The 25,906-nt window shown below is 43.4% G+C and carries 26 protein-coding genes and 2 tRNA genes; 2 read left to right on the top strand and 26 right to left on the bottom strand.

Annotated features, from left to right (window positions below; genetic code table 11):
• Window positions 1-2: 2 nt before the first annotated feature.
• Window positions 3-1,154, bottom strand: a complete 1,152-nt coding sequence (locus FM019_RS14290) for an acyltransferase family protein (RefSeq protein WP_143836613.1) — start codon at window positions 1,152-1,154, stop codon at window positions 3-5.
• 106 nt (window positions 1,155-1,260) lie between these two features.
• On the opposite strand from FM019_RS14290, the gene FM019_RS14285 reads away from it, so the two are divergent.
• Window positions 1,261-2,181: a LytTR family DNA-binding domain-containing protein gene (locus FM019_RS14285; protein WP_185969294.1), complete on the top strand. Its 921-nt coding sequence runs from the start codon at window positions 1,261-1,263 to the stop codon at window positions 2,179-2,181.
• 451 nt (window positions 2,182-2,632) lie between these two features.
• Here the strand turns inward: FM019_RS14285 and FM019_RS14280 are convergent.
• The 14 genes from FM019_RS14280 to aspS all read right to left on the bottom strand — a co-directional run bounded on the left by FM019_RS14280 (window position 2,633) and on the right by aspS (window position 13,652).
• Window positions 2,633-2,708 (bottom strand) — tRNA-Lys (locus FM019_RS14280).
• 405 nt (window positions 2,709-3,113) lie between these two features.
• Window positions 3,114-3,189, bottom strand: a tRNA-Lys gene (locus FM019_RS14275).
• Between the two features lie 171 nt (window positions 3,190-3,360).
• On the bottom strand, window positions 3,361-4,137 hold the full coding sequence (gene ybgF / locus FM019_RS14270; protein WP_143836612.1) for a tol-pal system protein YbgF: 777 nt from the start codon (window positions 4,135-4,137) through the stop codon (window positions 3,361-3,363).
• A gap of 12 nt (window positions 4,138-4,149) precedes the next feature.
• On the bottom strand, window positions 4,150-4,716 hold the full coding sequence (pal, locus tag FM019_RS14265) for a peptidoglycan-associated lipoprotein Pal (protein WP_143836611.1): 567 nt from the start codon (window positions 4,714-4,716) through the stop codon (window positions 4,150-4,152).
• A gap of 52 nt (window positions 4,717-4,768) precedes the next feature.
• The gene (gene tolB, locus FM019_RS14260) at window positions 4,769-6,085 is read right to left on the bottom strand and encodes a Tol-Pal system beta propeller repeat protein TolB (RefSeq protein WP_260681635.1); all 1,317 of its coding nucleotides are present in this window, start codon (window positions 6,083-6,085) and stop codon (window positions 4,769-4,771) included.
• Between the two features lie 42 nt (window positions 6,086-6,127).
• Window positions 6,128-6,997, bottom strand: a complete 870-nt coding sequence (gene tolA, locus FM019_RS14255) for a cell envelope integrity protein TolA (protein ID WP_143836609.1) — start codon at window positions 6,995-6,997, stop codon at window positions 6,128-6,130.
• An 8-nt stretch (window positions 6,998-7,005) separates the two neighbouring features.
• Window positions 7,006-7,428 carry a protein TolR gene (gene tolR, locus FM019_RS14250; protein WP_143836608.1) on the bottom strand — a complete coding sequence of 141 codons (423 nt, stop codon included), beginning with the start codon at window positions 7,426-7,428 and terminating at the stop codon, window positions 7,006-7,008.
• A gap of 15 nt (window positions 7,429-7,443) precedes the next feature.
• On the bottom strand, window positions 7,444-8,127 hold the full coding sequence (tolQ, locus tag FM019_RS14245) for a protein TolQ (RefSeq protein ID WP_143836607.1): 684 nt from the start codon (window positions 8,125-8,127) through the stop codon (window positions 7,444-7,446).
• Window positions 8,117-8,530, bottom strand: coding sequence for a tol-pal system-associated acyl-CoA thioesterase (gene ybgC / locus FM019_RS14240; protein ID WP_143836606.1), 414 nt, complete (start codon window positions 8,528-8,530; stop codon window positions 8,117-8,119). The genes tolQ and ybgC overlap by 11 nt, the downstream gene beginning before the upstream one ends.
• A 637-nt stretch (window positions 8,531-9,167) precedes the next feature.
• Window positions 9,168-10,184 (bottom strand): Holliday junction branch migration DNA helicase RuvB, encoded by a 1,017-nt coding sequence (gene ruvB, locus FM019_RS14235; RefSeq protein ID WP_143836605.1) that lies wholly within the window; start codon window positions 10,182-10,184, stop codon window positions 9,168-9,170.
• 93 nt (window positions 10,185-10,277) lie between these two features.
• Window positions 10,278-10,901 carry a Holliday junction branch migration protein RuvA gene (gene ruvA / locus FM019_RS14230; protein ID WP_143836604.1) on the bottom strand — a complete coding sequence of 208 codons (624 nt, stop codon included), beginning with the start codon at window positions 10,899-10,901 and terminating at the stop codon, window positions 10,278-10,280.
• Between the two features lie 12 nt (window positions 10,902-10,913).
• Window positions 10,914-11,438 carry a crossover junction endodeoxyribonuclease RuvC gene (gene ruvC, locus FM019_RS14225; protein ID WP_143836603.1) on the bottom strand — a complete coding sequence of 175 codons (525 nt, stop codon included), beginning with the start codon at window positions 11,436-11,438 and terminating at the stop codon, window positions 10,914-10,916.
• Window positions 11,438-11,884 (bottom strand): dihydroneopterin triphosphate diphosphatase, encoded by a 447-nt coding sequence (gene nudB, locus FM019_RS14220; protein WP_143836602.1) that lies wholly within the window; start codon window positions 11,882-11,884, stop codon window positions 11,438-11,440. The genes ruvC and nudB overlap by 1 nt, the downstream gene beginning before the upstream one ends.
• A 1-nt stretch (window position 11,885) precedes the next feature.
• Window positions 11,886-13,652 carry an aspartate--tRNA ligase gene (gene aspS, locus FM019_RS14215; protein ID WP_143836601.1) on the bottom strand — a complete coding sequence of 589 codons (1,767 nt, stop codon included), beginning with the start codon at window positions 13,650-13,652 and terminating at the stop codon, window positions 11,886-11,888.
• Between the two features lie 176 nt (window positions 13,653-13,828).
• On the opposite strand from aspS, the gene FM019_RS14210 reads away from it, so the two are divergent.
• Entirely contained in the window at window positions 13,829-14,707 is an 879-nt protein-coding gene (locus tag FM019_RS14210; protein ID WP_143836600.1) for a DUF72 domain-containing protein, read from the top strand.
• A gap of 16 nt (window positions 14,708-14,723) precedes the next feature.
• Here the strand turns inward: FM019_RS14210 and FM019_RS14205 are convergent, their stop codons facing one another.
• The 11 genes from FM019_RS14205 to FM019_RS14155 form a co-directional block, all read right to left on the bottom strand.
• Complete coding sequence (locus tag FM019_RS14205) at window positions 14,724-16,079, bottom strand: sigma 54-interacting transcriptional regulator (RefSeq protein ID WP_143836599.1); 1,356 nt, start codon at window positions 16,077-16,079, stop codon at window positions 14,724-14,726.
• Entirely contained in the window at window positions 16,079-16,672 is a 594-nt protein-coding gene (locus FM019_RS14200; RefSeq protein ID WP_143836598.1) for a hypothetical protein, read from the bottom strand. Before FM019_RS14200 ends, FM019_RS14205 begins: the two co-directional genes overlap by 1 nt.
• Window positions 16,669-18,075: a sensor histidine kinase gene (locus FM019_RS14195; protein ID WP_143836597.1), complete on the bottom strand. Its 1,407-nt coding sequence runs from the start codon at window positions 18,073-18,075 to the stop codon at window positions 16,669-16,671. The genes FM019_RS14200 and FM019_RS14195 overlap by 4 nt, the downstream gene beginning before the upstream one ends.
• Window positions 18,076-18,186: 111 nt before the next feature.
• Window positions 18,187-18,450: an EF-hand domain-containing protein gene (locus FM019_RS14190; protein WP_143836596.1), complete on the bottom strand. Its 264-nt coding sequence runs from the start codon at window positions 18,448-18,450 to the stop codon at window positions 18,187-18,189.
• 407 nt (window positions 18,451-18,857) lie between these two features.
• On the bottom strand, window positions 18,858-19,310 hold the full coding sequence (locus tag FM019_RS14185) for a TerB family tellurite resistance protein (protein WP_143836595.1): 453 nt from the start codon (window positions 19,308-19,310) through the stop codon (window positions 18,858-18,860).
• Window positions 19,311-19,417: 107 nt separating this feature from the next.
• Entirely contained in the window at window positions 19,418-20,470 is a 1,053-nt protein-coding gene (locus tag FM019_RS14180) for an ABC transporter ATP-binding protein (RefSeq protein ID WP_143836594.1), read from the bottom strand.
• 2 nt (window positions 20,471-20,472) lie between these two features.
• Window positions 20,473-22,101, bottom strand: coding sequence for an iron ABC transporter permease (locus FM019_RS14175; RefSeq protein WP_143836689.1), 1,629 nt, complete (start codon window positions 22,099-22,101; stop codon window positions 20,473-20,475).
• Window positions 22,102-22,134: 33 nt separating this feature from the next.
• Window positions 22,135-23,151 (bottom strand): extracellular solute-binding protein, encoded by a 1,017-nt coding sequence (locus FM019_RS14170; protein WP_143836593.1) that lies wholly within the window; start codon window positions 23,149-23,151, stop codon window positions 22,135-22,137.
• A gap of 76 nt (window positions 23,152-23,227) precedes the next feature.
• Window positions 23,228-23,677 (bottom strand): GNAT family N-acetyltransferase, encoded by a 450-nt coding sequence (locus FM019_RS14165; protein WP_143836592.1) that lies wholly within the window; start codon window positions 23,675-23,677, stop codon window positions 23,228-23,230.
• A gap of 24 nt (window positions 23,678-23,701) precedes the next feature.
• A complete protein-coding gene (locus tag FM019_RS14160; RefSeq protein WP_143836591.1) occupies window positions 23,702-25,345 on the bottom strand; it encodes a fused response regulator/phosphatase in 1,644 nt (547 codons plus the stop codon).
• 17 nt (window positions 25,346-25,362) lie between these two features.
• On the bottom strand, window positions 25,363-25,668 hold the full coding sequence (locus FM019_RS14155) for an STAS domain-containing protein (RefSeq protein ID WP_143836590.1): 306 nt from the start codon (window positions 25,666-25,668) through the stop codon (window positions 25,363-25,365).
• Window positions 25,669-25,906: the final 238 nt, after the last annotated feature.

The raw sequence follows: 25,906 nt of genomic DNA, 5'->3' as shown, positions 1-25,906 counted from the left end.
ATTTATTTCAACCCAAATAACCAACGAGTGATAGTGGTTCTTTTCACCATTTCATATCCTAAAAAGCACACCAACACAGTCATACACAATATGAGCGAAAACTCTAACATTGCAGGCAGTGCTGAAGGCTTTAGATACCAAGCAATTACCACGATTGCAGTTTGATGAAACATATACCAAGGTAAAATAGCCTTGTTTGCATATTCAAGCACAGGGCTAGATTTCGTCAGGTAAGCGCCTGCAAATCCAACAACGGTGAATATCCAAGCCCAATGATTTGCGCTAAAAAACGCACCGTAAACCAATTTCACTGTAGTAGACGTTTCGTATTGACTTGCAAGCCAGGGAAATCCTCCGTTTCTATCAGCAACGATAAAGCTGTAACCGATAATGGCGACAAGTAAAAACCAACGCCGATTTGCTATTACGAAATCCCACCATGCATCAATGCGCGCAAACAGATAACCCGCTACGAACACCAATAAGTATTTACCATGGTTGTACCAATCGTCGGTTAATCCGTGGGTAACGGGGTAGCTGCGGGCCAACCATAGCCAAAGTGAAATAAGCGATGCACACAACAGCACGAATGTCAGCGCGAATGGCAAACGGCCCTTAAGCACATCAGCAAATCGGTTTAAAACGCTATGACTCAAAATAGCGATCACGCTATATACCCACAAATAGGGTAAAAACCAAAGATGATTCCAGGTGAGCAATCCAATTGAAGAGTGATGTTCGGTCAACAATGACGTGTTTGGGTTGACGTATTCGACCCAAAACGCAAAGAAACCCGGTTCAATTAGCCCTTGGCTAATCGCTTCGATATAAACCTGCGGGAATACCACTACAAACATGCCAAATAACAAGGGTATCAGCAGGCGATTTGAACGAAGCTTTAAGAGCTCCGAGACAGAATAACGTTTAATGACTAAAGACAGTGCCATAGCGCTGATAAAAAACAATAACGACATACGCCAGGTGTTGGTCAATATCATGACTTCTTGAAGCCAACGAAACGTATTATCACTTTTGATGTGCCATCCCCAGTCCTGAACATAATACATTCCAATGTGGTAGAGAATGAGAAGCGAAAAAGCCAACGTTCTTAACCAATCTACATCGTATCGTCTTGTGTTATCTATTTGTGTCATGATTATTTTTGCCTCAAACTGTCAATGTGTGTTTTGATAGATTTACGTTTTCATTCAATTAAATAAAAGCCTCAAATGGCTATCAGGACAGGATTAGGGATAACAGGTGGAATCTGGGGACAAATATCTTCTAAATTTATTCGCACGTTTTGATAAGCATCGTGTGGGCTATCTATATTTATTGATTGCTGCTTATCTGTTTGTTAACAACAGCATTAATGCATCGAGCGTTTGGATGGAACACAACCGCGATGGTCAGGCTGAAATCCAGATTTGGGAACCCTTCGTTTGGGAATATAGCAGTGCCCTTAGCACATTCATTTTACTCCCATTAGTCTTCATGCTGTTTATGCGCGTTCCCCTTCGTTTTACCGGCATCGGGAAACAAGTTTTTATTCATGCGCTAGCAACTGTTGTCTATTCAGCCGCTCATGTGACATTGATGGTGATGTTTAGAGAAATCATCTACTGGTTGGATGGCGGAAACTATGATTTTTCTCCTTGGCTAAGAGAGTTTTGGTACGAGTACCGCAAAGATGCGTGGGGCTACTTGTTTTGGTTAATTCTGTTTCATGTATTCAAATCACTTTATGCTCGACTCAAAGGCGAAGCGAGTTTACTGAGCGACAAAGATGAATACAAAGATGGAGAGGATGAAGATAAGGCATCGGCACAAAATAGCCATTCTGCAGAGCAGAATTTTGACTATTTTATTGTCAGGAAATTGGACAAAGAGTTTCTCGTTAAAATTAATGAAATTGAATGGTTGGAATCAGCGGGAAACTATGTGAATTTGCATAAAGAAGGTCGTATTTATCCACTGCGGGGAACCTTAAACGATACGGTTTCAAAAATTTCTGCGTTAGGTTTTAGCCGAATTCATCGTGGACATGCGGTTAACCTGGATGCCATCGACAACATTCAGACCGTGCCAAGTGGCGACGGAAAAGTCACACTAAAAAGTGGAACTGTTTTGAACATGTCCAGGCGATACAAGTTGGACTTAAAAAACCAAATTGCTCAATAGATTCAAAATGGCTAGGTGCGTTACCAGGGATGGGTTTAATCTGAGTTTTGTGAATGCTTAAAAGAAAAACAAATTTGTCGAACACAGATGGTTTTAGATGGTGGGTCGTGCTGGATGACTCCGGGTATCCTGCCCTACGCCCTTCGGGCCGTGCTTCGCACGTTCTATTTTGTTCCCGACAAAATAGTCGAACTACTGGCTTTCACCCCACACTCCTCACTTAAGGAAGTATCAAGCATTCGGGGAAATTGAATTCAAGAGGAATATTGTTTTAGATGGTGGGTCGTGCTGGATTCATTTCAGGCATCCTGCCTTCCACCCTTCGGGCAGCCTTCGGCTGTGCAAATTGTTCCCGACAATTTGTCGAACAACGCTGGTTCTCACCCAGCACGAAGCTAGGTAGTATTGGCTATGGTGAATTAAGATAGTTAATTGTCGATGTATAAGAAGATGGTGGGTCGTGCTGGATTCGAACCAGCGACCAATTGATTAAAAGTCAACTGCTCTACCAACTGAGCTAACGACCCATCTAATTGATTTTTAAATCCTGCAAGTGTGCTGGATTATTCCGAACATCCTGTTCTCCACCCCTTCGGGGTCATGCTTCGCATGTTCAAAATCGTTCCCTACGATTTTGTCGAACCAGCGACCAATTGATTAAAAGTCAACTGCTCTACCAACTGAGCTAACGACCCATCTAATTGATTTTTAAATCCTGCGAGTGTGCTGGATTATTCTGAACATCCTGTTCTCCACCCCTTCGGGGCCATGCTGCGCATGTTCAAAATCGTTCCATGATCTTGATTCTGAAAAGCCATCTTTGGAAAATGGTGGGTCGTGCTGGATTACTCCAGGCATCCTGCCTTACGCCCTTCGGGTCATGCTTCGCTGGTTCTCTTCCAGCACGCATAGACCTATATCTTTCCTGAAAATGGTGGGTCGTGCTGGATTCGAACCAGCGACCAATTGATTAAAAGTCAACTGCTCTACCAACTGAGCTAACGACCCTTTTCAGATTTGTTACAGTGCTGCTGCAACGGCGGCATATAATACTCAAATATCGCTTGGACGCAACCAAAAACTATCGATATTTCAAAACTATTTGTTTATTCGCTGAAAATATAAGCTAAGTTAAACGTTATTAACCTAGCGTTAACTAAACTGCCAAAAAATCGTTGATTAATTCATCGCGTTTAAGCGAGCATCTGCCAACCTACTAGATGAAGAATCTGGGTATTCTGACTTAACTTGTTCAAATAATTGTTTCGCTCTAGCCAAATTATCTTGCCTTTGAGCAACCACACCTAACTTAAACAATGCATCTGCGCGTTTAGACGAATCGGGATAACCGCTCACAAGCACCTGGAACTGTTCCCCAGCACTTTGCCACTCTTGTTTATTAAACAGGAGCTGCCCTAACCAATAATGGGCATTAGGAGCATAGCTGGAGTTCGGATACTGCTGAATAAACGCTTGAAATTCTGGAATAGCTTGGTCGTATTGCTTATCGCGCAGAATCAAATTCACAGCACGGTCATATGCCTCACTTTCACTGGCATTATTTGAAACAGGAACCACAGGGGTATTGACTACAGCGTTGGTTTGTTGACCTGGCGCGACTACCGTTGGTGTTGTGGAAACAACCGCCTGATTGTTGACAGATTCAATACGTCTGTCAATTTCAAGATACAGCTCTCGTTGCCTTTCTAGGATCTTTTCAAGCTGATGATTATGCAATTCTAAGGTGCCACGTAGTTCAGACACTTCCGATTGCATGCTATCAAGTTGTTCTTGAATTCGATGTTGCATATTGGTTCGTGTATCAACAATACGTTCCAATACTTCAACGCGCTTTTGCAAAGCGCTATCATTGAGGTCTGTTACAGGCGCAGGAGCCGCATTCACTGCGGCTCCTAACGTACTTAACAGACTAATCGCAAAAATGCGTTTAATCATAGACTTGTTTTCTTATTGGTAAACCAAAACACCACGACGGTTTTGCGCAAAAGCAGCTTCTGTAGAACCGTTAGCAGCTGGCTTCTCTTCGCCATAAGAGACGACTGAAAGTTGCGAGGCGCTCACACCAGAATTAAGAAGGTAAGTTTCAACAGACTTAGCACGACGCTCACCCAATGCAATGTTGTACTCAGGTGTACCGCGACGGTCACAATGCCCTTCTACGACAACAGACTGACCAGAGTTTTTCGCTAAGAAATCTGCGTGTCTATCAAGGATCGCGCGGGCAGCACTGGTTAGATTAGCAGTGTCAAATTCAAAATAAACCACTTGGTCTTGCTGCAGGCTAGCCAACATATCACGGGTTTCTCTGGCTTCAATATCTGCCAATCGGCGGGCTTCCGCTGCAGCAGCAGCTTCGGCTTCTTGTCTTGCTTGAGCTTCTGCAGCAGCTTGCTGTTCAGCGCGTTGTTGTGCTTCTTGAGCAGATAGTTCGTCATCAGAAGTCGAACTACAAGCCATCATGGTCACCACTGGCACAGCAATCAATAAACCTCTGAATAATTTTTTAAGTTGCATTTCATTGATCCTTATCGTTTTTCGAAATTTCTATGTATTTGTTGTAAGTATATTATAAAAATGGTGACCAACTAGGTGATTTCACTTGCCCGTTAGACACTGGTAATCTCGCTTTAAACCTGCCATCCAGCGACACTAAAGACAAAACTTGCTTGTCTTCATGCAGTGTACTGTAAATGATCATACTCCCATTTGGTGCAAGACTGGGAGATTCATCCAGAAATGTCTTAGTTAACACTAACATGTCTCCAGAATCCACACCTTGCTTAGCAATATGATAATTGCCTCTTGTTCGGTTTACCATCACGATTTGATTTCCATCAGGTGTGAAAGTGCCCCCAAGGTTCATTTCTCCTTCAAAAGTCGTGCGCCTTGTCTTACCCGTTGCTAAATTTACTCGATAAATCTGAGGTTTACCACCCCGTTCTGAACTAAAAATCAAATGTTTACCATCAGGTGACCAACTTGGCTCAGTATCAATCGCTCGATTTCGAGTAATTTGCCTCAATCGTTTACTGGCAATATCCATAATGTAGATTTCAGGATTCCCATCTTTTGATAAAACCATTGCCAATTGCCTGCCATCTGGAGAAAAAGCCGGTGCACCATTTATGCCAGGAAAATTAGTCATCATAGTTCGGCTTGTTGTGTAGATGTCTTGAATGAATATTTGTGGCCGCTTATTTTCAAACGATACATATGCCAATTTACGTCCATCTGGCGACCACGTAGGTGACATCAACGGTTCATTAGAACGCAATAATACCGTTTCATTTTCACCATCATAATCGGCAACTACCAGCTGAAAAGGCTTATCGTCGGTACCGGGATCTCTTACAATTACGTATGCAATTTGCGTCAGAAAAGCGCCTCTTTCACCTGTAAGCTTCTCGTATACTATGTCACTAATACGATGGGCATAGCGACGAAACTCATCAGCACCGATAACAGTGCTCCATTCGTCGAGAATGTGGTCGCGGTTGGTCACTAAGCGACCATCGCTAAGTGCTTGTGTTTGGCCCCCAGTTATCTGCCCGCGGATTACATCTATAAGTTGCAAAGACACTTTAAATTCGTCGGCACTTTGCTGTTCAATGTGACCAATAAGTACTGCTTCGGCCCCAGATTCCGCCCAACGACTGTAGTCAACTTCAGTGTCTGATTTTGGTAACTGTGGAAGCTGCTCCTGACGTAATGCAAAGAATTTACCACTGCGGGTTAAGTCTGCAGCAACAACGCGATCGATACTGCTTGGCGTCAAGGTGCCTGGGGTTAAATGGAAAGGAACGACCCCAACTGGACGTGCCGTGTTTACGCCTTCAGTTATGAATATTTCCAATGTTGCTTGGCTGAAGCTTGAAAGCGACATAAAGGATAGCAGCGTGAATAAACGTAGTTTTATTTTCATTAATTAAAAACCAAAGTTAAAAGTGATATCTCGTAATTTATTGTAAACATCTGGGTCGGATGACATAGGCATGTCTCCAGCTCTTCTAATAGCTTGTTCACCAGTGGTGCAAACAACCCTATCTCCTTCAATAACGCGCACTTGAATAACAAATCCGGTTGATGAAAGTCTAATGTTTATTCGGCAAGACTTGCCGATCATAGAATCGTCTGTATACCAATTTTGTACGATTTTCGCATTTATCAAAGCGGTATACCTTTCAGTTTCAGTTAGCACATGCTTTTGACGCTGCTGACTGCGCGCCGCCTGCTCAGCTTGAAGCTGCTCTTGCATTAAACGCTCCATTTCCTGCAGCTCTTTTTGTTCTTGCTGCTTTCGCTCTGCTTCTTTTCTAGCCTGTTCTTCCGCTTCACGTTTTTCCCTGGCTTTTCGCTCACGCTCTTGTGCAGCACGACGCTCTAACTCACGTTGTTTGCGCTCGTTTTCCTTTCGCTGCGCTTCTTCTTGAGCTTTTCTCTCACGTTCTTTTGCGTCAGCTGCCGCCTGCTCTCGTCGCTTTTTGTCTTCTATTTGACGTTGTTTTTTGCGCGCTTCGTCTTGACGACGTTGCTCGGCTTCTCGTTTGCGTCTGGCTTCATCACGCTGCTTTTGCAATTCTTTTTGACGCTCGGCTTCTTTTTGTTGCTCAATTCTTTTCAGCTGATTTTCAATAGTTTTTTGATCCACCACAACCGCTTCGATGGGCTGGAAATTTGGTGCTGAAATTTCTATCTGTTGTGGCACCGAATGAAAATCAAAGCTAATCAAAAGCACTGCACCTAACACAACATGCAATGCCAAGGATCCCATCAATGCCGAATTAAATTTAAACATGGTTACCACTACTGCTCAGGCGTCTCTGTCATCAAACCGACCGACGGTACCCCTGCTCGCTGCAACAAAACCATTAACTGCACAACATAATTATATGGAACCGCCCCATCACCTTTAACGACGACTGGCGTATTAGGATCTTTTTGAATTTGTGCCGCAACAATCACCGCTAAATCTGTAGCTGACATAGGCGCTTCCTGATTGTCACCGACATTGATGAAATACTCACCGGCTGCATTAACGGATGCGATAATCGGCGGTTTACTGTCTTCATCTAAAGATTCTGCCTGAGCCTTGGGTAAATCAACTTTAACGCCTTGGGTCACCAAAGGTGCGGTTACCATAAAAATGATTAACAGAACCAGCATGACATCGATGTAAGGCACCACGTTTATTTCAGAAACGGGACGGCGTCTTTTTCTTTCATACATATTATTAGCCCAAACTTATTCAGCGCGCTGCGCTAGCGTTTGACGGTGCAAAATACTCGAAAACTCTTCCATAAAATTGCCATAACTGTTTTCAAGTTTCTCTACCTGGTTGCTAAACCGGTTATAGGCAATCACCGAGGGGATAGCGGCAAACAACCCCATCGCCGTTGCGATTAGCGCTTCTGCGATGCCTGGTGCCACCATAGCTAAAGTAGCTTGCTGCACTTCACCCAGCGCTATGAAAGAGTTCATGATCCCCCAAACCGTGCCAAACAGGCCAATGTAGGGGCTGATTGAACCAGCCGTAGCTAAAAACGAAAGATTGGCTTCGAGGTTATCAACTTCACGTGACAACGACACTCTCATCGCTCGATGGGTGCCGTCCATAATACCCTCAGGAGAAGAATTCGCGGTTTTTCTTAGCCTTACGTATTCCTTAAAACCAGAACAAAACAATGTCGCCATACCTTGCGTCGATTGTCGTGCAGAGAGTTCCTGATAGAGCTTATTTAGATCTACACCGGACCAAAATTTGTCTTCAAACTTTTTGGTTTCAGTTTTGGCACTCTTAAGAATTTTGGCTCGTTGAAAAATGAACGCCCATGACACCACAGAGGTGGCAAGAAGTAGAAGCATAACAAGCTGTACTAATAAACTTGCTTGCAAAAACAAATCAAAAAATGACATGTTAGATGACACGTGAAATTTCCCCTAGAATAAAATTTGGAATTGCAATGGGTTTCATTTTTTGAAGATCCACACATGCAACTCTTATTTGCGCACTTATCAGACGTTTTTCGTCTGCATTTATTATTTGTTGTTGGAACGTCATGCTAGCACGTTTTAATTCAATTATTTGAGTACTGATTTGCAGTAAATCATCAAATTTAGCCGCTGCTATGTTGTCCATTTCCACCCGTTTGACGACAAAACCGATAGATTGTTCCAATAAACCCGATTGTTCAATGCCAAAACTTCTCAACCATTCTGTTCTTGCTCGTTCTAGAAATTTTAAATAGTTAGCATAATAAACAATTCCACCTGCATCCGTGTCTTCGTAATACACTCTTATTTGACAGTTGTGAACCACACCTTTTTTCATAATGCTCCCAAAATCGCGGCTGTAAATCGCTTTCAGATAACATGCATATTTATTAGTCCAGTGACAGATTAAACATCACCTCAAGGCTATGCCTCACATGACATTGCTATTACCCAAAGCAAGCATAGTGCCAGCAATGTAAGAAAATTAAAATCTATGTATCTACCTGGCTTTTAATTAAAGCTTTTTGACAGGTTAAATATTTATGCACAAACAATGAATAATCCGCGCTAAAAACCTCAGATCGCACAAATAAATATAATCAATAAATTAACAATTTAATTTCAAAATTCAACCTATCAAGCCGAAAAGCATACAAATAAAGGAGTACATCGAAGCAAAACAACACAAGCGCACAGAATTCATTAGTTTTTCTAATCCGAAAACACAATTTTTTTCAATTGTTATCTGTGGTCAGATGACTAGAATACACATCGTTCTCTGGACTGACGCAAAACAAGCGTTATGCGGCAGTCAGATTATACGTCAATCTCTGATTGACAGATTTGTTCCCTGGAATTTTCCTTCCAAACACTTGTTGCTTTGCCCGCGTATTTCGCGGGCTTTTTTTTGGCTTCAAATTCATCACAACCCTCTCAATAGAGTTTATAGCAATATCGAGTTTGGTGATTGGAGTCTATTTTTCAGTGGGTGCTTCAAAATGTCTTGAGAAATGCAAATACGCGCGTTTGGTTGCAACTCTGCCTCGAGGTGTGCGTTGCAAAAATCCTTGTTGGATTAGAAAGGGTTCTATGACATCTTCAATCGTGTCTTTTTCTTCACCAATTGCTGCCGCAAGGTTGTCTAAACCCACAGGTCCACCAGAAAACTTGTCGATCATGGTAAGGAGTAATTTACGATCCATGTAATCAAAGCCTTCTTTGTCAACATCGAGCATGTCTAATGCCTGCGATGAAACTTCTTGGGTAATATTCCCGTCAGATTTAATCTCGGCAAAATCTCGAACCCGACGTAGTAGACGGTTTGAAATGCGCGGCGTACCTCTTGAACGGTGTGCGATTTCAATCGCTCCTTCGTTGCTCATTTGCAAATTCAGATACCTTGCAGAGCGCGATACGATTTGAGTTAAATCCTTCACATTATAAAACTCAAGTCGCTGAACAATACCAAAACGGTCTCGCAGTGGAGACGTCAACGATCCCGCTCTTGTCGTAGCACCTATGAGCGTAAAAGGTGGCAGGTCTAGCTTTATCGAACGCGCTGCCGGCCCCTCTCCTATCATAATATCCAGCTGATAGTCTTCCATCGCGGGATAAAGTACTTCTTCAACTACTGGGCTTAAACGATGAATTTCATCGATAAACAACACGTCATTTTCTTCTAAATTTGTTAGTAAAGCTGCTAAATCACCGGCTTTTTCGAGTACAGGGCCTGACGTTGTTTTAATATTAACGCCCATTTCATTGGCCACTATATTGGCCAGGGTTGTTTTGCCTAGACCTGGCGGACCAAATATTAGTAGGTGATCCAATGCATCTTGTCTTTTGCGCGCGGCCTGAATAAAAATATCCATTTGTGAACACACATGGTCTTGGCCTGTATAGTCGGCCAGCATTTTTGGACGAATAGCACGATCAACCACTTCGTCTTCATTGCTGGCAGTTGGTTGGATCAGTCGATCAGCTTCAATCATTTAGAATTTTTTCACTTTGAAGTTTGATTGTAGTTACATGTTTTTTTATACAGTAAAATCATTTGAGTGTACAGTGTGTTTAGAGCGAATATGCTACCCCATCGAACGCAACGCATCACGGATCAAATCTTCACTGCTCGCGCCTTCTGAATAAACAGTGTTGATGACCTTGGCGGCGTGTACTGGCTTATACCCTAGTGCTACGAGTGCGCTAAGAGCATCCTCTTTTACGTCCGTTGTTACAAGCAGTGTAGCACCGTCTTTTTCAGCAGTTAATGTGGGAAGCTGAGTGACTCCATCCCCTTGTTCGGCGAGTTTCTTCAGTCTATCGCGCATTTCGACAACGAGCCGTTCGGCAGTCTTTTTACCTACCCCAGGCAACTTGACCAAACCAGTATAATCATCATGGGTCACACATTGAATAAATTGCGCCGCAGACATCCCCGATAAAATCGTTAACGCAAGTTTTGGCCCCACACCGTTTACCTTAATTAACTCACGAAAGAGCGCTCGTTCCGACTTGTCAGCAAAACCAAACAGTAACTGAGCATCTTCACGCACGACAAAATGTGTGTATATAATCGCCTCTTCACCCACATCGGGAAGTTGGTAAAAGCTGGTCATAGGTAACTGCACCTCATAACCAACACCCGCAGCTTCGATAAGCACATCCGGTGGTTGTTTTTCTATGAGTATTCCTCGTATCCGACCTATCATAATGATTTCCTGTTATTTTCTTAGCCTGCCACGCACGGTCTTACTCGCCTGCCCTGACATTTTAATCAAACTCTGTTGGGTATGACCATGACATAAGGCTACAGCTAATGCATCGGCCGCATCAGCTTGTGGCGTCGAAGGCAGCTTTAGTAAGTAAGTGACCATGTGCTGAACTTGATTTTTTTCAGCAGCCCCTTTGCCCACGACACTTTGTTTGATTTGTCTGGCTGAGTATTCGGCAACGGGCAGTTTGGCATTGGTTGCCGCAACAATTGCAGCTCCTCGCGCCTGCCCAAGCTTAAGGGCAGAATCTGGATTTTTAGCCATGAAAACTTGTTCAATGGCAAATTTATCCGGTTGGAATTGTAAGATGATTTCACTCACACCGTTATATATTTGGTGCAATCTAGACGCTAACTCGTCGCCTTGAACGCGGATACAGCCGCTTCCTAGATAACTAAAGGTATTGCCACTTTGTTTGATCACGCCATATCCAGTGATCCGCGACCCAGGATCAATACCTAGTATGATTGCCATTAATTGGGCCCCTTTTCAGGAACAAACTTTTCAATGGCCTGCTTGTTTGTGTCGGACCATGCCAATTCAATCGCTGCTCGTTTGGAAAGCCATTTAAACGATAAGTGCTCAGTGAGTTTGATGGATTCTGAACCGCTGACACGCAACACAAATACATGCTCCGTGTTGAAGCGACACTCGGGTGGATATCGATGTTGCCATTGCTGCCGAATTTCGTATTGATTGACCGAGCGGCAATCGAATAATTCAAAACCACAAGCGTCGATATCTATGCCAGTTTCCTCCATGACTTCGCGTTTTGCTGTCATCACCGGCTCTTCATCAGATTCCAACGTACCGGTTACACTCTGCCAGAAATTCGGATCATCTTCACGTTGCAGCATCAACACTCTTGATGCTGCATCGTAAATGACGACCAAAGCCGATTCAGGACGTCGAAACGCCACCTTATTCTGCTTTTTTCTCAACAATCGTCGCAATCGCTAATTCTTTCAGCTGCTCAGGATTGGCTTCACCTGGCGCATCGGTGAGCGGACATGCTGCGGTGGTGGTTTTAGGGAATGCCATCACATCACGAATTGAGGTGGCACCTGTCATTAACATCACCAAACGATCTAGACCAAAGGCAAGACCTGCATGAGGTGGAGCACCAAATTTCAATGCTTCGAGTAAAAAGCCGAATTTCATTTGTGCTTCTTCATCGCTAATGCCAAGTAATCTAAACACTTCCGCCTGCATCGCTTGATCATGAATACGTACTGAACCGCCGCCCAATTCAACGCCGTTTAACACCATGTCGTAGGCATTGGAAATCGCTTCTTGAGGGTTTTCGGCCAGCTGCTCTGGAGTTAGGTCGCGTGGCGCAGTGAACGGATGATGCAACGCATGCAATTGTCCATCTGCTTCTTCAAACATCGGGAAGTCGACAACCCATAGGGGTTTCCACTCGCCTTCGAGAAGATCTAAGTCTTCACCTAATTTCAAACGCAAAGCCCCCATGGCTTCGGTGACAACGTTAGCAGAATCTGCACCAAACAATATGATGTCACCATCTTTTGCTTGGCTGCGCTCGACAATGCCCATAGCCACTTGCTCATTAAGGAATTTAAGAATGGGAGATTGAAGCCCTTCCATGCCTTTGGCCAGTTCATTAACTTTCATCCATGCCAAGCCCTTGGCACCATAAATACCAACAAACTTGCCATAGTCATCAATGTTTTTACGGGACAGACTAGCGCCACCTGGAACCTTAATCACAGCGACACGGCCTTTTGCGTCATTTGCTGGACCTGAAAACACTTTAAACTCAACGTCTTTGACTAAGTCCGCTACATCAACAAGTTCAAGCGGATTACGTAAATCAGGCTTATCACTACCATATCGACGCATCGCCTCAGCGAATGTCATATGCGGGAATTCACCTAAATCCACTCCCAGCATTTTGTCAAACAATGACTTTATTAAGCCTTCGGTGATTGACATCACACCTTGCGCATCTAAAAAAGTCGTCTCGATATCAATTTGAGTAAATTCAGGTTGACGGTCAGCACGTAAGTCCTCGTCACGAAAACATTTAACGATTTGGTAGTATCTGTCCATACCGGACATCATCAACAACTGCTTGAACAATTGCGGTGACTGAGGCAATGCAAAAAATTCGCCTTTGTGTGTGCGACTAGGAACGAGATAATCTCTAGCCCCTTCAGGAGTTGCTTTGGTTAAAATGGGCGTTTCAATATCAAGAAATTCCTGCTCTTCAAGATAAGAACGCACTGCACTGGTCACTTTTGCACGGAATTTTAATCTGTCACTCATCAGTGGTCGACGCAGATCTAAGTAACGGAACTTCAAACGCTGTTCTTCAGAGTTTTCCTGGTTCCAATCTAACGGCAACACAGCTGACTTATTTAAAATGGTAAGCGCCTTACCTAAAATCTCGATTTCGCCTGTGTTCATGTCCTTGTTGACCTGTCCTTCAGGCCGTGCACGAACAAGCCCGGTGATTTGCACACAGAATTCGTTGCGCAGACTATTGGCTAACTCAAATACGTCTTGTAGGTCGGGATCGTAGACTACTTGCACAATGCCTTCGCGATCGCGTAAATCTAAAAATATCACGCCGCCCAAGTCACGACGCTTATTTACCCAGCCACATAAGGTGACTTCTTGTCCAATGTATTTTGCATTAATTTTGCCGCAATAATCTGTGCGCATGTATAGCCTCTGTTGCTTGGGTTATGGCGCAAAACACTTGCCTGAGCGCCATAAAAATCATTCTGGAATGGAAATGCCAATTAAAGCGGCATAGTATAAACAAATCCGCGACATTGCACAGCGTTGTACGTGCTTTTTTAGGCTTCTACTCTATGAATTCAGGTCATTGATGAAAAATGCAACAAACTGAGTCCAATTTTAAATTTGGTTGCCCTATGTGGAGCCACCCGAAATGGTTTGGCACCCTATTTCCAAGTTCAACGTCCCGTCAACAACCACTGAGATCCTATCAAACGTTTTTTAATAGTGTGGAAGGCAATACCAGTTTTTATCAATTGCCTTCTGTAGAGTCTTTGTCTGCTTGGTCTGCGCAGGTTAAAAGTGATTTTTCGTTCACGTTTAAATTCCCGCGCGAGATTAGCCATGGGAGCAATTTGAATGCAGAGCCCCTCTTGCTTGAACAGGTATTATCACGGTTTCAACAAATTCATAGGCAAATAGGTTGTTTGATGTTGCAATTGCCGGGGCAGTTTGGGCCGTCACGAATAGAAGAGCTGGAAACATTTTTACGGAAGTTGCCGCAAAATTTTGATTATGCTGTTGAAGTCAGGCATTTAGATTGGTTTGACAAAGCCAGCAATGAGGTACGGCTTAATCAATTACTGACTGAGCTTAACATCAACCGGGTAATTATGGATACCCGAGGCTTATTTGCTTGTCAAACACCGACAGACACCCTGGTTTTGGACGTGCAAACTAAAAAACCAAAGGTCCCAACGCATGTGATCAACACGTCAAACAAGCCTGTAGTGCGTTTTGTTGGTCACCCTACACTAGATAAAAACGGGCCTTTTTTGCAGCCATGGGTGGACAAGGTTGCCCAATGGCTGCAAGAAGGATTACATCCCTATTTCTTTTTCCATATGCCTGACAATGCTCAGGCGCCATGGTTAGCTTCACAGTTTTTCGACTTGTTTGCGCAAAGCTACCCAACCATGTCGTTAAGCAACAAAACGATTCCTCAACAAGCGTCCGAACAACTAAGCATTTTTTGACAAAAGCGACGATTGATTACGCCGGCTCTGGTTTAAAGTCAGCAGAATGCAAGTCGTGTTTCTTCATTAACTTGTGCATGTCGGTGCGATTGCGACCAGCTAATTCCGCGGCCCTTGTAACGTTACCATCAGTCATCTTAAGCAACTTGAGCAGATAACTTTGCTCAAAAGCATCGCGGGCTTCGGTCAATGTCGGCCATTTTTGCTCAGACGCTGACAAGGCCTGCTCGACCAAATGAGAAGCAATCACTGAGGTTTGCGTCAAAGCAACACACTGCTCTACAACATTGACCAACTGCCGCACATTACCAGGCCATGGTGCGGTGACCAACAATTGCATAGCATCATCGGAAAAGCGACTGACTTTGACGTTATGCCGTTCCGCGCTTTTACTTAACAGATATCTTGCCAACAGTGGAATATCTTCCGAGCGTTCTCTCAACGAAGGCAAAGTTAAATTCACCACATTGAGACGATAATATAAATCTTCCCTGAAGTTTTGATTTAGCATTTCCTTGGTCAGATCTTTGTGAGTCGCGGAGATCACACGCACATTAATCGGGATCTGTTTGCTGCTGCCCACTGGACGAATTTGTTGTTCCTGCAAAGCACGCAATAATTTCACTTGCAACGGAACGGGCATGTCGCCAATTTCATCTAAAAATAACGTTCCACCGTCGGCTTCCCGAAACAGGCCCTGGTGCTCATTCACGGCACCAGTAAATGCGCCTTTGGCATGCCCAAACAATTCTGATTCAAGCAGGTTTTCTGGTAGTGCCCCACAGTTAATTGCCACAAAGGGTTTACTGTTGCGACCACTGGCCTTGTGTAACGCTTTGGCCAATAATTCTTTACCCGTTCCACTAGCGCCACTTATAAGTACACTGACATCTCTTTGCGCAACACGGTAAGCCTGATCAAGGAGCTGTTCCATATGCATAGAGCGGGTGATGATTTCTTCACTCCAGGTACCTTTTTGCACGCCTTGTTTTTGACTCACGGCTTTAACTAACAACTCTCGAAGTGCATCATGGTCAATCGGTTTAGTTAAAAAGCCAAACACTCCCCGTTGGGTCGCTTCAACGGCATCTTGAATAGTGCCATGAGCGGTCATCAAAATGACGGGTATATCTCTTCTTAACGCAACAATTTCCTCAAACAAACTCAGCCCATCTAACCCAGGCATACGCAGATCACTCAACACCACGTCAAAGCTTTGTGTGTTCAACAACCGAAGGGCTTCTTTCCCGCCTTCGGCGGTTGCAACTTGGTAACCCTCACCCTGAAGCCTAATGGTCATCAGACGAAGTAAATTCTCATCGTCATCTACCAATAAGATTTTTGGAAGTGTTGCCTCTAAAGCTTTGCTCATCAATTATTCCTCTCATTATTCTCTGAACTATCGGTTTGTTGCATCATCGAGGCCTCGATTTTCAATAGTTGTTCAATCTGTTGCTGCTGTTCAAGTAGTCGTTCTTTTTGCGCATCTAACTCTTTAGATTGATTAGTATTGATACGCGTCAAAATGGTTAGTGCTGATTCAAATTCCAGTAACTGCTGACTGGGTTGGTAAATTATGACCAAAATCAAATCTCGCATTGGTTGGCTCAATTTAGGAAGCAAATCATCTGCCCAACCTTGAGCGCGCAACCGATCTTGATAAGGCGTACCTTTACCTTGGCTCAACAGCACCTTTTTTAATGTGTCAGATGGCGAGTCTCCCAACTGATCAATTTTATCTCTACGTTGCGTCCAACGAAGCGAATCATGCTCCACCCAAAATGCTAACCAATATCGCAGATCACAATTATTCGGCACGTCACTCTCTTGGTCTGCCACGATACAATAATCAGCGGCTTGTTCTGTGACATTGGCTTCTGATTTTTGTTGCTGCCATTTTTCTATAATTGAGCAGCCAGAAAACAAAAGACTGGCACTTGTAACAATGATTAATCGCCAAATCATGAGAGATCCCTCACACCAGGTAAACTCACTCTCATGCAAACATCGGCATAATCTACATCTACCACTTCAACTCCTCCTTGCATCATTCGTGCACAATCCGCAACGATCGACAGACCCAGGCCGGAGCCGACAACACTATCATTGCGTTTATGCTCGCCCCGTTTGAAAGGTTCAAACAACACTTTACGTTGCTCTGGCGGTATTTTTCGCCCCCGATTGGCCACATCCAAAATGATCATATCTCTTTGTTTATAAAAGGATATATTAATGGGGCGCCCAACCGCACCATGGGCCAAAGCGTTCGAAAGCAGGTTGTCAATGATCCGACGAAAAAGGTTGGGATCGACATACATCGTTTCAACTTCATTTTTTACAATGACTTCATTATTATTTTGTCCAATCGCCAAAGCATTGTCCGTTAGCACTGCCTCAACAAGGGTTTTAGTGTCTGTTTTTTCATACACAGGTTTAGACTGTTGCAACAAGAGGTTGTAGTCAAGTAAATGTTCGATAAGTTGATTTAGCCGCTCAGTGCTGCTGGTCAAAAGGCTCACAACCTCTTTTTGTTGCTCATTTAACTCCCCTACAACATTTTCAGACAATAACGAGCACCCTTCTTTGATACTAGCCAAGGGCGTTTTTAGTTCGTGTGACGCGTGCCGAAGTAACGCGTGACGCAGGTGCTCTAGTTGGTTGAGACGGTCGGCTAACCAGTGTAGTTTGTGTTCCACTTCAATGAGTTCTTTAGGCCCAGACTTGGAGATAGCGGGCAAACTCTCTGACTGTTTGGCAATTTCTCCGATGATACGTTCAATCTTTGCCACTGGAGACAGGATCAATTGGCTCGCAAAGATAATCAGCAGAAGTGAAAAAGACACCAATAAACCTGTGGACCAGGCCTGTGTCTGTTGAACGGTATTGATATAGTCTTTTTGCTGCACGATACGACTGTCGAGTAAATAATCAACTTGGCGTTGAAGCTCCGAAATGGCCTGTCTAAATTCGGCTAACTGGGCGTCCAATAAAAGAGGATCTTCACTAACTGTATTTTCGCTTAACCAAGCAATGCGATTTTCCAACGCATCACAAGCAAAATCGTCCGAGAGCTTTTCACACACAGGCTGCTGAGTCTCGAGCAAACGCAATAAATAATTATCAATTAACTGTTTAAGCTCAGTTTTTTTCAGTACTTGATATTGCCTGATAAGCCGTTCGGCATCGGTTGCTATATTTTCCATATCAGCGACCTGACGGGTCATATCGACAGAAAATTGGGCTTCGCTCGCTGCAATCTGGGCCATTTTTGTGAGCGTACTTTGACTTTGCCAAAGTAAAACACCCAAAGGCACCAGTGCAACGATAAAGCTTAATAGCGTGAGTTGTCTTAACGAACCAATTTGCATTTTCATACCTTGAAAGACTGCGAGCAAATTGAAGGTATCCTATGATATTACAAAAGATCAAATGAAAGCTCAGAGAGACGCCTTTTTCAGTGCAAAACGGTTCTGGCAAAACTACGCTTGTTTGATTACCTGCTTGAGTAGTTGAGTTTCTTCAAGTTCTTTGAGGCTAATTTTTCCATCGCCGTCAGTATCAATCTTTCCAAAAGAAGCGAGCAAAGAAGGATTAGCAACCGCTTCTCGAATGCTGATCATACCGTCTTCATCTTGATCCATTTCACTAATTAAGTCGCTTTGCGCATATGCTGGTGCACTTAAGGTGGCCTGGATAAGAGCTAAGGTGAAAACCGACAAACCTATTAACAATGACTTTTTCATACTGCAATCTCCTTTTGATTTCGTCGTGAAGAGAAGGTTTGGCTTCCTTGCCTGCCGCACGCAAAGCGTACTCAGAATATCTCGCTGTTAGTTGCAAACGCCATCGCAGCCAATAACAAAACCGTTAATCGCAAGTATTCTGCATTGTCCAATCCTTTAATAGTTGTAGGAACCAGTACAACTAATCACAATGACATCACAAGCATTACAGTTATTGTGCCAAAAATTAATATTTCATATAAATCAAATAGTTACGAAAATTTATGCATAGTGAGTTGAGCTAAACACCATGACTATGTATGTTTATTGCGACTACCCTTAAAGCTCATTGAAAAACATCTTTATTTTCAATAAGATACCATGTATTGAAATAGTAACATGAGTATTTTTAGTGGTTAAATGTCTCGCTAACCATTGGATTCCGTGACTTTGATTTTGCTTTTAATAAATTCACTATGCGGGATATGTAGGAGGTCAGAGATCCTCCTGATTAAATGAATTTCATGTACATCAAGGTGTTTGTCTGCGTAAGCAACACGCCACAGTGATTCAAGTACCTGATGTTTTTGTTCAACATCGCATTTTTCGTTTAACACGCGAGTAAATTGCTGAAAATCGACAGCGGTCTTTGCGTGATGTTTCGAGGTGTCGAGCAAAACTTCGAGTTCGTCTTTATCCAAATTAAACTGTGTCGTGAGTAGTTTTTCGAATTCATCATGTTCGCTTTGTAAAAACGTATCATCGGCGCGCATAATTTCGTACAGCAGGACGGCGGTTGCCAATTCAACGGTATGCGAATCGTCATTTTTCTCTGTTTGACTTAACTTTTCCTGAAACCACAGGTTAATAGTTTTTAACATAAGCGCTACCCTAGACTTTTAAATGCTTTTAAACCGACGTTTTGAAAGATGCAAACAAAATACGTCGGCGACGGGAGAAATTGCGGCAAACAACGCTATTTGCAACCTTAACTTTCCTTATCTTCCTGAAAAATAACAACGTGCTCAAGGTCCAAACGGATCCCTATGGACTCACCAATATGATGATCATGGTGACTTGGCGCAAGACAAAGCACTCGTTGTTGGTGACGATCAAGAAGATTCAACTCATACATAATATGTGAGCCTCTAAACGATTTGTTGACCACTTTAGCTAGGGTTTTGCTATCATCGTCGTGTATCACATCGTCCGGTCTGACTAATATCTGACATTTGCTATGATTATCTATCCGTTTGGACGTCGGAACTTCAAGAACACCCAGGGCTGTCTGAAGCTGATTCTGCGATGTAATTGTCCCGGGAACAAACACACCTTCCCCAATAAAACTGGCGATAAATCGATTGACTGGACGGTGATACAAATCATATGCATTGCCCAATTGTTGCATTTTACCTGATGACATTACGCCAATCACATCTGCGACATAGAACGCCTCATGCTGATCGTGGGTGACCATCAACGCAGTGATTTGCTCATATTTAATAATGTTGCGTATTTGACTCGCCAGGGATTCTCTTAAATCTGCATCTAGGTTCGCAAAAGGCTCATCCAGCAACAAAACTTCTGGCTTTGGCGCTATGGCTCTGGCAAGTGCAACACGTTGTTGTTGTCCACCAGATAACTCATGCGGGAATCGGCTTTCTTGACCGGTTAGCTCAACCAGTTCGATCACCTTTTGCACTCTATGCTGCTTTTCGCTTTTTGTACCCTGTTTAAGCCCAAAGGCGATGTTTTGCGCAACACTCAGGTGAGGAAACAACGCAAAATCTTGAAAAACGATGCCGACATTTCGCTTTTCTGGCATTACTTGACCAGCATACTCGCTCATCAACTGATGGCTAATTTCGATAGTGCCGCTCGTAATGGGTTCAAAACCGGCAATCGCTCGCAAAACAGATGTTTTTCCGCATCCAGAAGGACCCAACAGGCAGCCAATTTGGCCCTTTTCCAGGCTAAAATTCACTTTATTTACGGCACGAATTTGCCCATAATCAACAGAAATATCAGTAAGCTTCAACATCGTTATTCTACTTTTCCATCCAGCGCCCGTGTCAATAAAATGACCGGAATAATGCCTGTTAATACAATCGCCAAGGCTGGAGCTGCAGCATCTACCAGGCGCTCATCTGAGGCAAACTGATAAGCACTTACGGCCAAGGTATCAAAGTTAAATGGCCGAAGAATTAATGTCGCTGGCAATTCTTTTAGTACGTCAACAAACACCAAAAGCACTGCACTTAATATACTACCTTTTAAAATCGGTACATGTACTGCCCGTAGTACTTGATTCTTATCACTGCCTAGGGAGCGTGCGGCTTCATCCATGTTTGGTGTGATCCTCGATAAGCCAGTTTCAATATTTTGTAATGCAACGGACATAAACCTCACACAATACGCTAACACCAAAGCAAACGCCGTTCCTGACAATATCAATCCCGGTGTAAAAGCAAAAAAGGTGTCGGTGACATAATTGATACTGTGATCTGCCCAACTTAATGGCAACAATATTCCTACCGCGATCACCGTGCCCGGGACTGCATATCCCATACTGACAGCTTGTACCTGAGCAAACATTAATTTGCCAGGGTTTAAACGCTTTCCATAGGCAAAAAATAGCGCTAACAGTACGACAACCAACGCCGAAATTGCGGCAAGAGAAAAGGAATGCCAAGCCAAGCTAAAAAAGTCACTATCAAAGCTACTTGTTGACACAAAAAATGCCCAGTCTCCCAATTGATAAACCGGCACAAAAAATCCAAGAGTGGGTGCTAACGAGCATACAATGCACAGGGTAAGCGAAGACAATGTGCCAAGTTTTTGCCGTGGTGATCGCTGCCCGCTTTGACGATTTTGAAAATAGCGAACCTGCTTGCGAGACCATTTTTCCAAAAGCAGTAAAACCAACACAAAAGTACACAATAGCGCCGCCAATTGTGACGCGGCGATTTGGTTACCGAGACCAAACCAGGTTCTAAAGATACCTGTAGTAAAGGTGTCAACACCAAAAAATTGTACCGTGCCATAATCCGCAAAGGCTTCCATCATTGCCAATGCAACGCCCATCAAGATAGCGGGTCGAGCTAATGGCCAGGTGACCTTTAGAAAATATCTATGCGGCGACACCCCCAGGCTTTTTCCGGCCTCACGCAAAGAAACAGGGTGTTCACTGAATGCTGTTCTAGCAAGAATGTAGACGTAAGGATAGAGCACCAACGTCATGACAATGATGGCTCCAGGTAAGGAACGGATATCTGGAAACCAATATTCGCCATAGGATAAATCATAGCTTTCGCGGATAGCTGATTGCACAGGCCCGGCAAAATCAAGCAGGCCGGTATAGCTGTAGGCAATAATGTAGGCCGGCATGGCCAAGGGCAGTAACACTATCCATTGTAACCATTTCCGGCCAAAAAATTCATAGCGAGCAATACACCATGCCAAACTAGTACCAATCAACAAGGTTCCAAAGCCTACGGCACTGGCCAAAACGATTGAATTAATGACATAGTCGCTTAGAACGGTTTGCCAGAGGTGTTGCCATATTTCATATTGAGGAGTGAAAACGCTGCCAAACACGATCCAGATTGGCAGCGTTAGCAGCGCACAGGGTATAAATAACCATGCGCTGTATTTAGAGGGCAGCTTAGTCATCAAAGGATGTATAGATTGTTGCCCTCTCAAAAATCATTTCCAGCCAGCGCGGTCCATGACCTTGACCGCCTGCCCGTTAAGATCCCCTACCCGATGTAGTGGAATAGATTCGCCCTTAAATTCACCAAAATCTTTTAGTACTTGGCTCCATTCCACACCCTCTCTAACCGGGTATTCATGATTTGCTTGTGCATACCAAGATTGGCTTTGTTCATTTAATAAGAAATCTAAGAGTTTTTTGGCATTTTCATCGTTTGGCGAAGTTTTAATCAGCGCAGCTCCAGACACATTAACATGGACACCACGCCCTTGTTGGTTGGGCCATATTACTTTGACTTGTTCAGCAACTTTCACCTGCTCTGCATCAGCACTTTTTAGCATGCCCGCTAGATAATAAGTATTTGCCACAGCATAGTCACACTGACCCGCTACCAGCGCCTTGATCTGGTCTCTGTCCCCGCCTTTTGGGGGACGAGCCAAATTTCCTACTAAACCGCGACTAAAGGCTTCAGCACTCTGCTCGCCTTGTTGATGGATTAATGCGGCAATCATTGATTGGTTGTAGATATTTGATGATGACCGAATACATAACTTACCCGGCAAATTTTTTGAGGCAAGTTGCTCATAAGTTTGAATATTTGCCGATTCAGCGTCTGCTTTTAATACCATAATGGGGCGCGCACGCTGTGTTAATGAAAACCAATGGTTTTCATTATCTCTGAACCTTGGGGCGACATGTTGTTCAATGGTGGGAGATAAGTGAGCTTGGGTCAGACCTTGATTTTTAGCACGTACCAAACGACCAGCATCTGTAGTCAAAAGGACATCTGCAGGGCTGAACTTTCCTTCGCTTGCTATACGGCTAATAAGTGCGTCCGCATTACCCGTAATGAGATTTACCTCAATACCGGTCTGCGCTGTGAACTTATCTAAAACAGGCTTTATAAGGGCTTCTTTGCGCGCCGAATAAACGTTAACCTCCGCTGCGAAAACGCTCGCAGGCATGAGTATGCTGACGATGACAAATATGAGAGAGTAGTTTTTGAACATGAATTTACTTAGGTTAAACCGAACGAAATCGAAGCTTACCGTTATTGATAATAATTCTCAATAGCAATTAGAAGCTTCATAACTTGGATTCGTACATCAAATAATACGATTCATGCATTCCCAGAGATTCATAGGTTTTTTGAGCTGGCAAATTGTCTTTTTCTACGTACAACCGATACCCACATACGCCATCGTTTTGCTCCGCAAGTGCCTGTACTTGTTGGTAAAGTTTTGAATAAACGCCGGTGCGTCGATTTTGCGGGCGCACATAGACACTCTGGATCCACCAAAACTGTGCGTTTCGCCAATCGCTCCACTCGAAAGTGACCATTAAACTGCCGATAATTTGGCCGTCTGCCTGTTGCGCAACCAAATAAAATCCCTTGTTCGGATCGGTAATTAGCGCGCTTACGCCCTTGCTTAGCGTCTGCTGATCAAGTGCTTTACTTTCTGTTTCTTGTGCCATGGCTTGGTTGAAGTCTACCAAGTCACTCACGTCATTAATAACTGCGCGTCTAATTTTCACTTTTTACCTTTTAAAATCATTACGTTAAACGGCAAAGGTTGCCGTAACTTTTGTTCCATTGCTAGAGTACTCCACCGATTCGCATAGTTCTTTTATCAGAGGAATACCTCGTCCAAAGGCGTCACTGTCATGATTTCCCCCTAGATTTTGGAAATCAAAACCCTGCCCAGAATCTTCTAATTCTACCGACAGAGTTTTATTTTCAGGTGCGAAGGATATTCTAATTTGAATAGAACCTTCTTTTAGTTTGGCCAATCTATCTGTACGTTGATCAAAGTATTCAAAGAATCCTTCGGTGGTTTTTTTCAAGGTAGAATCTAAGTGCAGAATACCGTGATCGAGAGAATTGTTAAAAAGCTCACTCAATACAGTTGATAGGTCGGAGCGAATACTTTGCATACCCAATTGACTGCAAACCATGATGACCAGCTCATAAATTGGATCAATCGTTTTAAGCTTCTCCACACATAAATCGACTTCGATATTGAAGGGTAGTTGTGTCACTGTATATTCTGGTCTTAACGCTTCTAAGGATTGGCAGGTATAAGAAACAAAGGTGATATCGTCGAGTTGCTCGGCATTACCTCGAAATGCCTCAACTTTTTCCTCAATGTCAGCGACTGGCAAATCCGGCGATTCCGATAACCAACTTAGTACAGCGTCCTCACCGAGCATCTGCTCTGCGACATTAGTCAACTCGATGACGCCGTCTGAATACCCAATAAGCCTGTCACCAATATTGGCATCAAAATACTCAACGTTTTCTTCAAACTCATAAGGTTCTAAAATACCTAACGCCATGTGCTGAGACTGAAAATGTTTTGTGACTTCACCCGCAGGAGTAAAAACCGTCAAGTCAGGCATACCACCATTCCAAACTGTGAATTGGTGACCGTTACTAGCGATTTCAGCTATCACAGCAGCAAAAAACATATCTCCGGGCAATAGTGTCATCAAAGTTTTATTAATTGTTGATGCCATTTCAGACACCGACAATCCTTTGTTCGCCATTGCTTGAAATGCTCTGGCGACTGGCAGAGCACCAATAGCAGACGCCAAACCATGGCCGGTAAAATCCCCCATTAAAAAATAAATGCCGCCGGAGGGACTCGGTTCAATTAAAAATAAGTCGCCATTGAAACTACTCGCAGGCGCCAATCGATAATCGAAGTAAGCAGCGACTGTTTTATTTATAGTCAATGCGTTAGAGAAAATATGTTCGACAATGGCGTGTTCCCGTTCAACACCAATGCGAAAATAATTGAGTTCTTCGTTCTGCTTTGATGCACGTTTGCTTAACAGGCGGGTTCGTGCATGGGCTCTGATTTTTGCAGTAAGAATGATTTTATCAAAAGGTTTGGAGGCGAAATCGTCTCCCCCAACTTCTAAACATTTGGCTAGGGAGTCCTGATCATCAAGTGCGGTAATAAAAATGATAGGAAGATAAATATCACCGGCCATCTTCTTTAACAGTGGGGCAGTTTCGAACCCATCCATGTCTGCCATTACGACATCTAAAAGAACCAGATCTGGTTTTATTTTTTCAGACAATTGCAAAGCTTCCCTGCCAGACTCTGCCTCAAAGCAATCTGTGTAACCCGCCTCTTCGAGCATATGAATGAGTAAAAAGCGATTTAGAGACTCATCGTCGACAACCAGAATGCGCATATCAGTTAAATATTCAATTAACTCAAATCGAACTTTTTATCGAACCGGGAGATCTTCAAAATTTTAGCCACTTGTGGACGGCAATGCACAATTTTAAAGGTTGAAATCTTATCTGCCATCGTTTTTTGCATATTTAACAACATGCCAAGCGCGGAACTGTCCATGTACTCGGTGTTTGCCAAATCCACTACTATGGTATTAACAGCTTCGTCTACATGCAGATAGGCGTCTCTAAAATCTTGCACTTTCCCAAAATCAAACTTCTCTTCCATATGAATTGTTAAGACTTTTTCGTCTGAGGAAAGTTGGGTTTCCAAGCTCATCAATTTCTCCATTGTGTTTGTCGGGTTTGTGGTTCAACATAAACTAGCTTTGGCAGATGCGTCATTTCTCAGGCTGAAAAAAAGTAAGGCTCTCCCCGAGTAAGCTTTCCAAAGCTTTTGGTATTATACTTTGGCATACGATTTATTTTACGCAACTAATTTCGCCGCGAATGCTGAAAATATGTTGGGTTTTTAAGACTTTGAATGACGATTACCATTTCGCATGAAGTCGCGAACA

The sequence above is a fragment of the Aliiglaciecola sp. M165 genome, from assembly GCF_007197995.1.
Lineage (GTDB): Bacteria > Pseudomonadota > Gammaproteobacteria > Enterobacterales > Alteromonadaceae > Aliiglaciecola.
This window is presented reverse-complemented; position numbering and strand designations above follow the sequence as displayed.

Excerpts from the sequence above, each read along its gene's own strand:
- FM019_RS14200 (WP_143836598.1), bottom strand. The coding sequence starts at position 16,672 with ATGATTTGGCGATTAATCATTGTTACAAGTGCCAGTCTTTTGTTTTCT.
- FM019_RS14190 (WP_143836596.1), bottom strand. The coding sequence starts at position 18,450 with ATGAAAAAGTCATTGTTAATAGGTTTGTCGGTTTTCACCTTAGCTCTT.
- FM019_RS14180 (WP_143836594.1), bottom strand. The coding sequence starts at position 20,470 with ATGTTGAAGCTTACTGATATTTCTGTTGATTATGGGCAAATTCGTGCC.
- FM019_RS14205 (WP_143836599.1), bottom strand. The coding sequence starts at position 16,079 with ATGAGCAAAGCTTTAGAGGCAACACTTCCAAAAATCTTATTGGTAGAT.
- tolB (WP_260681635.1), bottom strand. The coding sequence starts at position 6,085 with ATGTCGCTTTCAAGCTTCAGCCAAGCAACATTGGAAATATTCATAACT.
- aspS (WP_143836601.1), bottom strand. The coding sequence starts at position 13,652 with ATGCGCACAGATTATTGCGGCAAAATTAATGCAAAATACATTGGACAA.
- tolR (WP_143836608.1), bottom strand. The coding sequence starts at position 7,428 with ATGTATGAAAGAAAAAGACGCCGTCCCGTTTCTGAAATAAACGTGGTG.
- FM019_RS14290 (WP_143836613.1), bottom strand. The coding sequence starts at position 1,154 with ATGACACAAATAGATAACACAAGACGATACGATGTAGATTGGTTAAGA.
- FM019_RS14155 (WP_143836590.1), bottom strand. The coding sequence starts at position 25,668 with ATGAGCTTGGAAACCCAACTTTCCTCAGACGAAAAAGTCTTAACAATT.
- tolA (WP_143836609.1), bottom strand. The coding sequence starts at position 6,997 with ATGTTTAAATTTAATTCGGCATTGATGGGATCCTTGGCATTGCATGTT.
- ruvB (WP_143836605.1), bottom strand. The coding sequence starts at position 10,184 with ATGATTGAAGCTGATCGACTGATCCAACCAACTGCCAGCAATGAAGAC.
- ruvA (WP_143836604.1), bottom strand. The coding sequence starts at position 10,901 with ATGATAGGTCGGATACGAGGAATACTCATAGAAAAACAACCACCGGAT.
- ybgC (WP_143836606.1), bottom strand. The coding sequence starts at position 8,530 with ATGAAAAAAGGTGTGGTTCACAACTGTCAAATAAGAGTGTATTACGAA.
- ruvC (WP_143836603.1), bottom strand. The coding sequence starts at position 11,438 with ATGGCAATCATACTAGGTATTGATCCTGGGTCGCGGATCACTGGATAT.
- pal (WP_143836611.1), bottom strand. The coding sequence starts at position 4,716 with ATGCAACTTAAAAAATTATTCAGAGGTTTATTGATTGCTGTGCCAGTG.
- FM019_RS14170 (WP_143836593.1), bottom strand. The coding sequence starts at position 23,151 with ATGTTCAAAAACTACTCTCTCATATTTGTCATCGTCAGCATACTCATG.
- FM019_RS14195 (WP_143836597.1), bottom strand. The coding sequence starts at position 18,075 with ATGCAAATTGGTTCGTTAAGACAACTCACGCTATTAAGCTTTATCGTT.
- FM019_RS14210 (WP_143836600.1), top strand. The coding sequence starts at position 13,829 with ATGCAACAAACTGAGTCCAATTTTAAATTTGGTTGCCCTATGTGGAGC.
- FM019_RS14160 (WP_143836591.1), bottom strand. The coding sequence starts at position 25,345 with ATGCGCATTCTGGTTGTCGACGATGAGTCTCTAAATCGCTTTTTACTC.
- ybgF (WP_143836612.1), bottom strand. The coding sequence starts at position 4,137 with ATGATTAAACGCATTTTTGCGATTAGTCTGTTAAGTACGTTAGGAGCC.
- FM019_RS14185 (WP_143836595.1), bottom strand. The coding sequence starts at position 19,310 with ATGTTAAAAACTATTAACCTGTGGTTTCAGGAAAAGTTAAGTCAAACA.
- FM019_RS14175 (WP_143836689.1), bottom strand. The coding sequence starts at position 22,101 with ATGACTAAGCTGCCCTCTAAATACAGCGCATGGTTATTTATACCCTGT.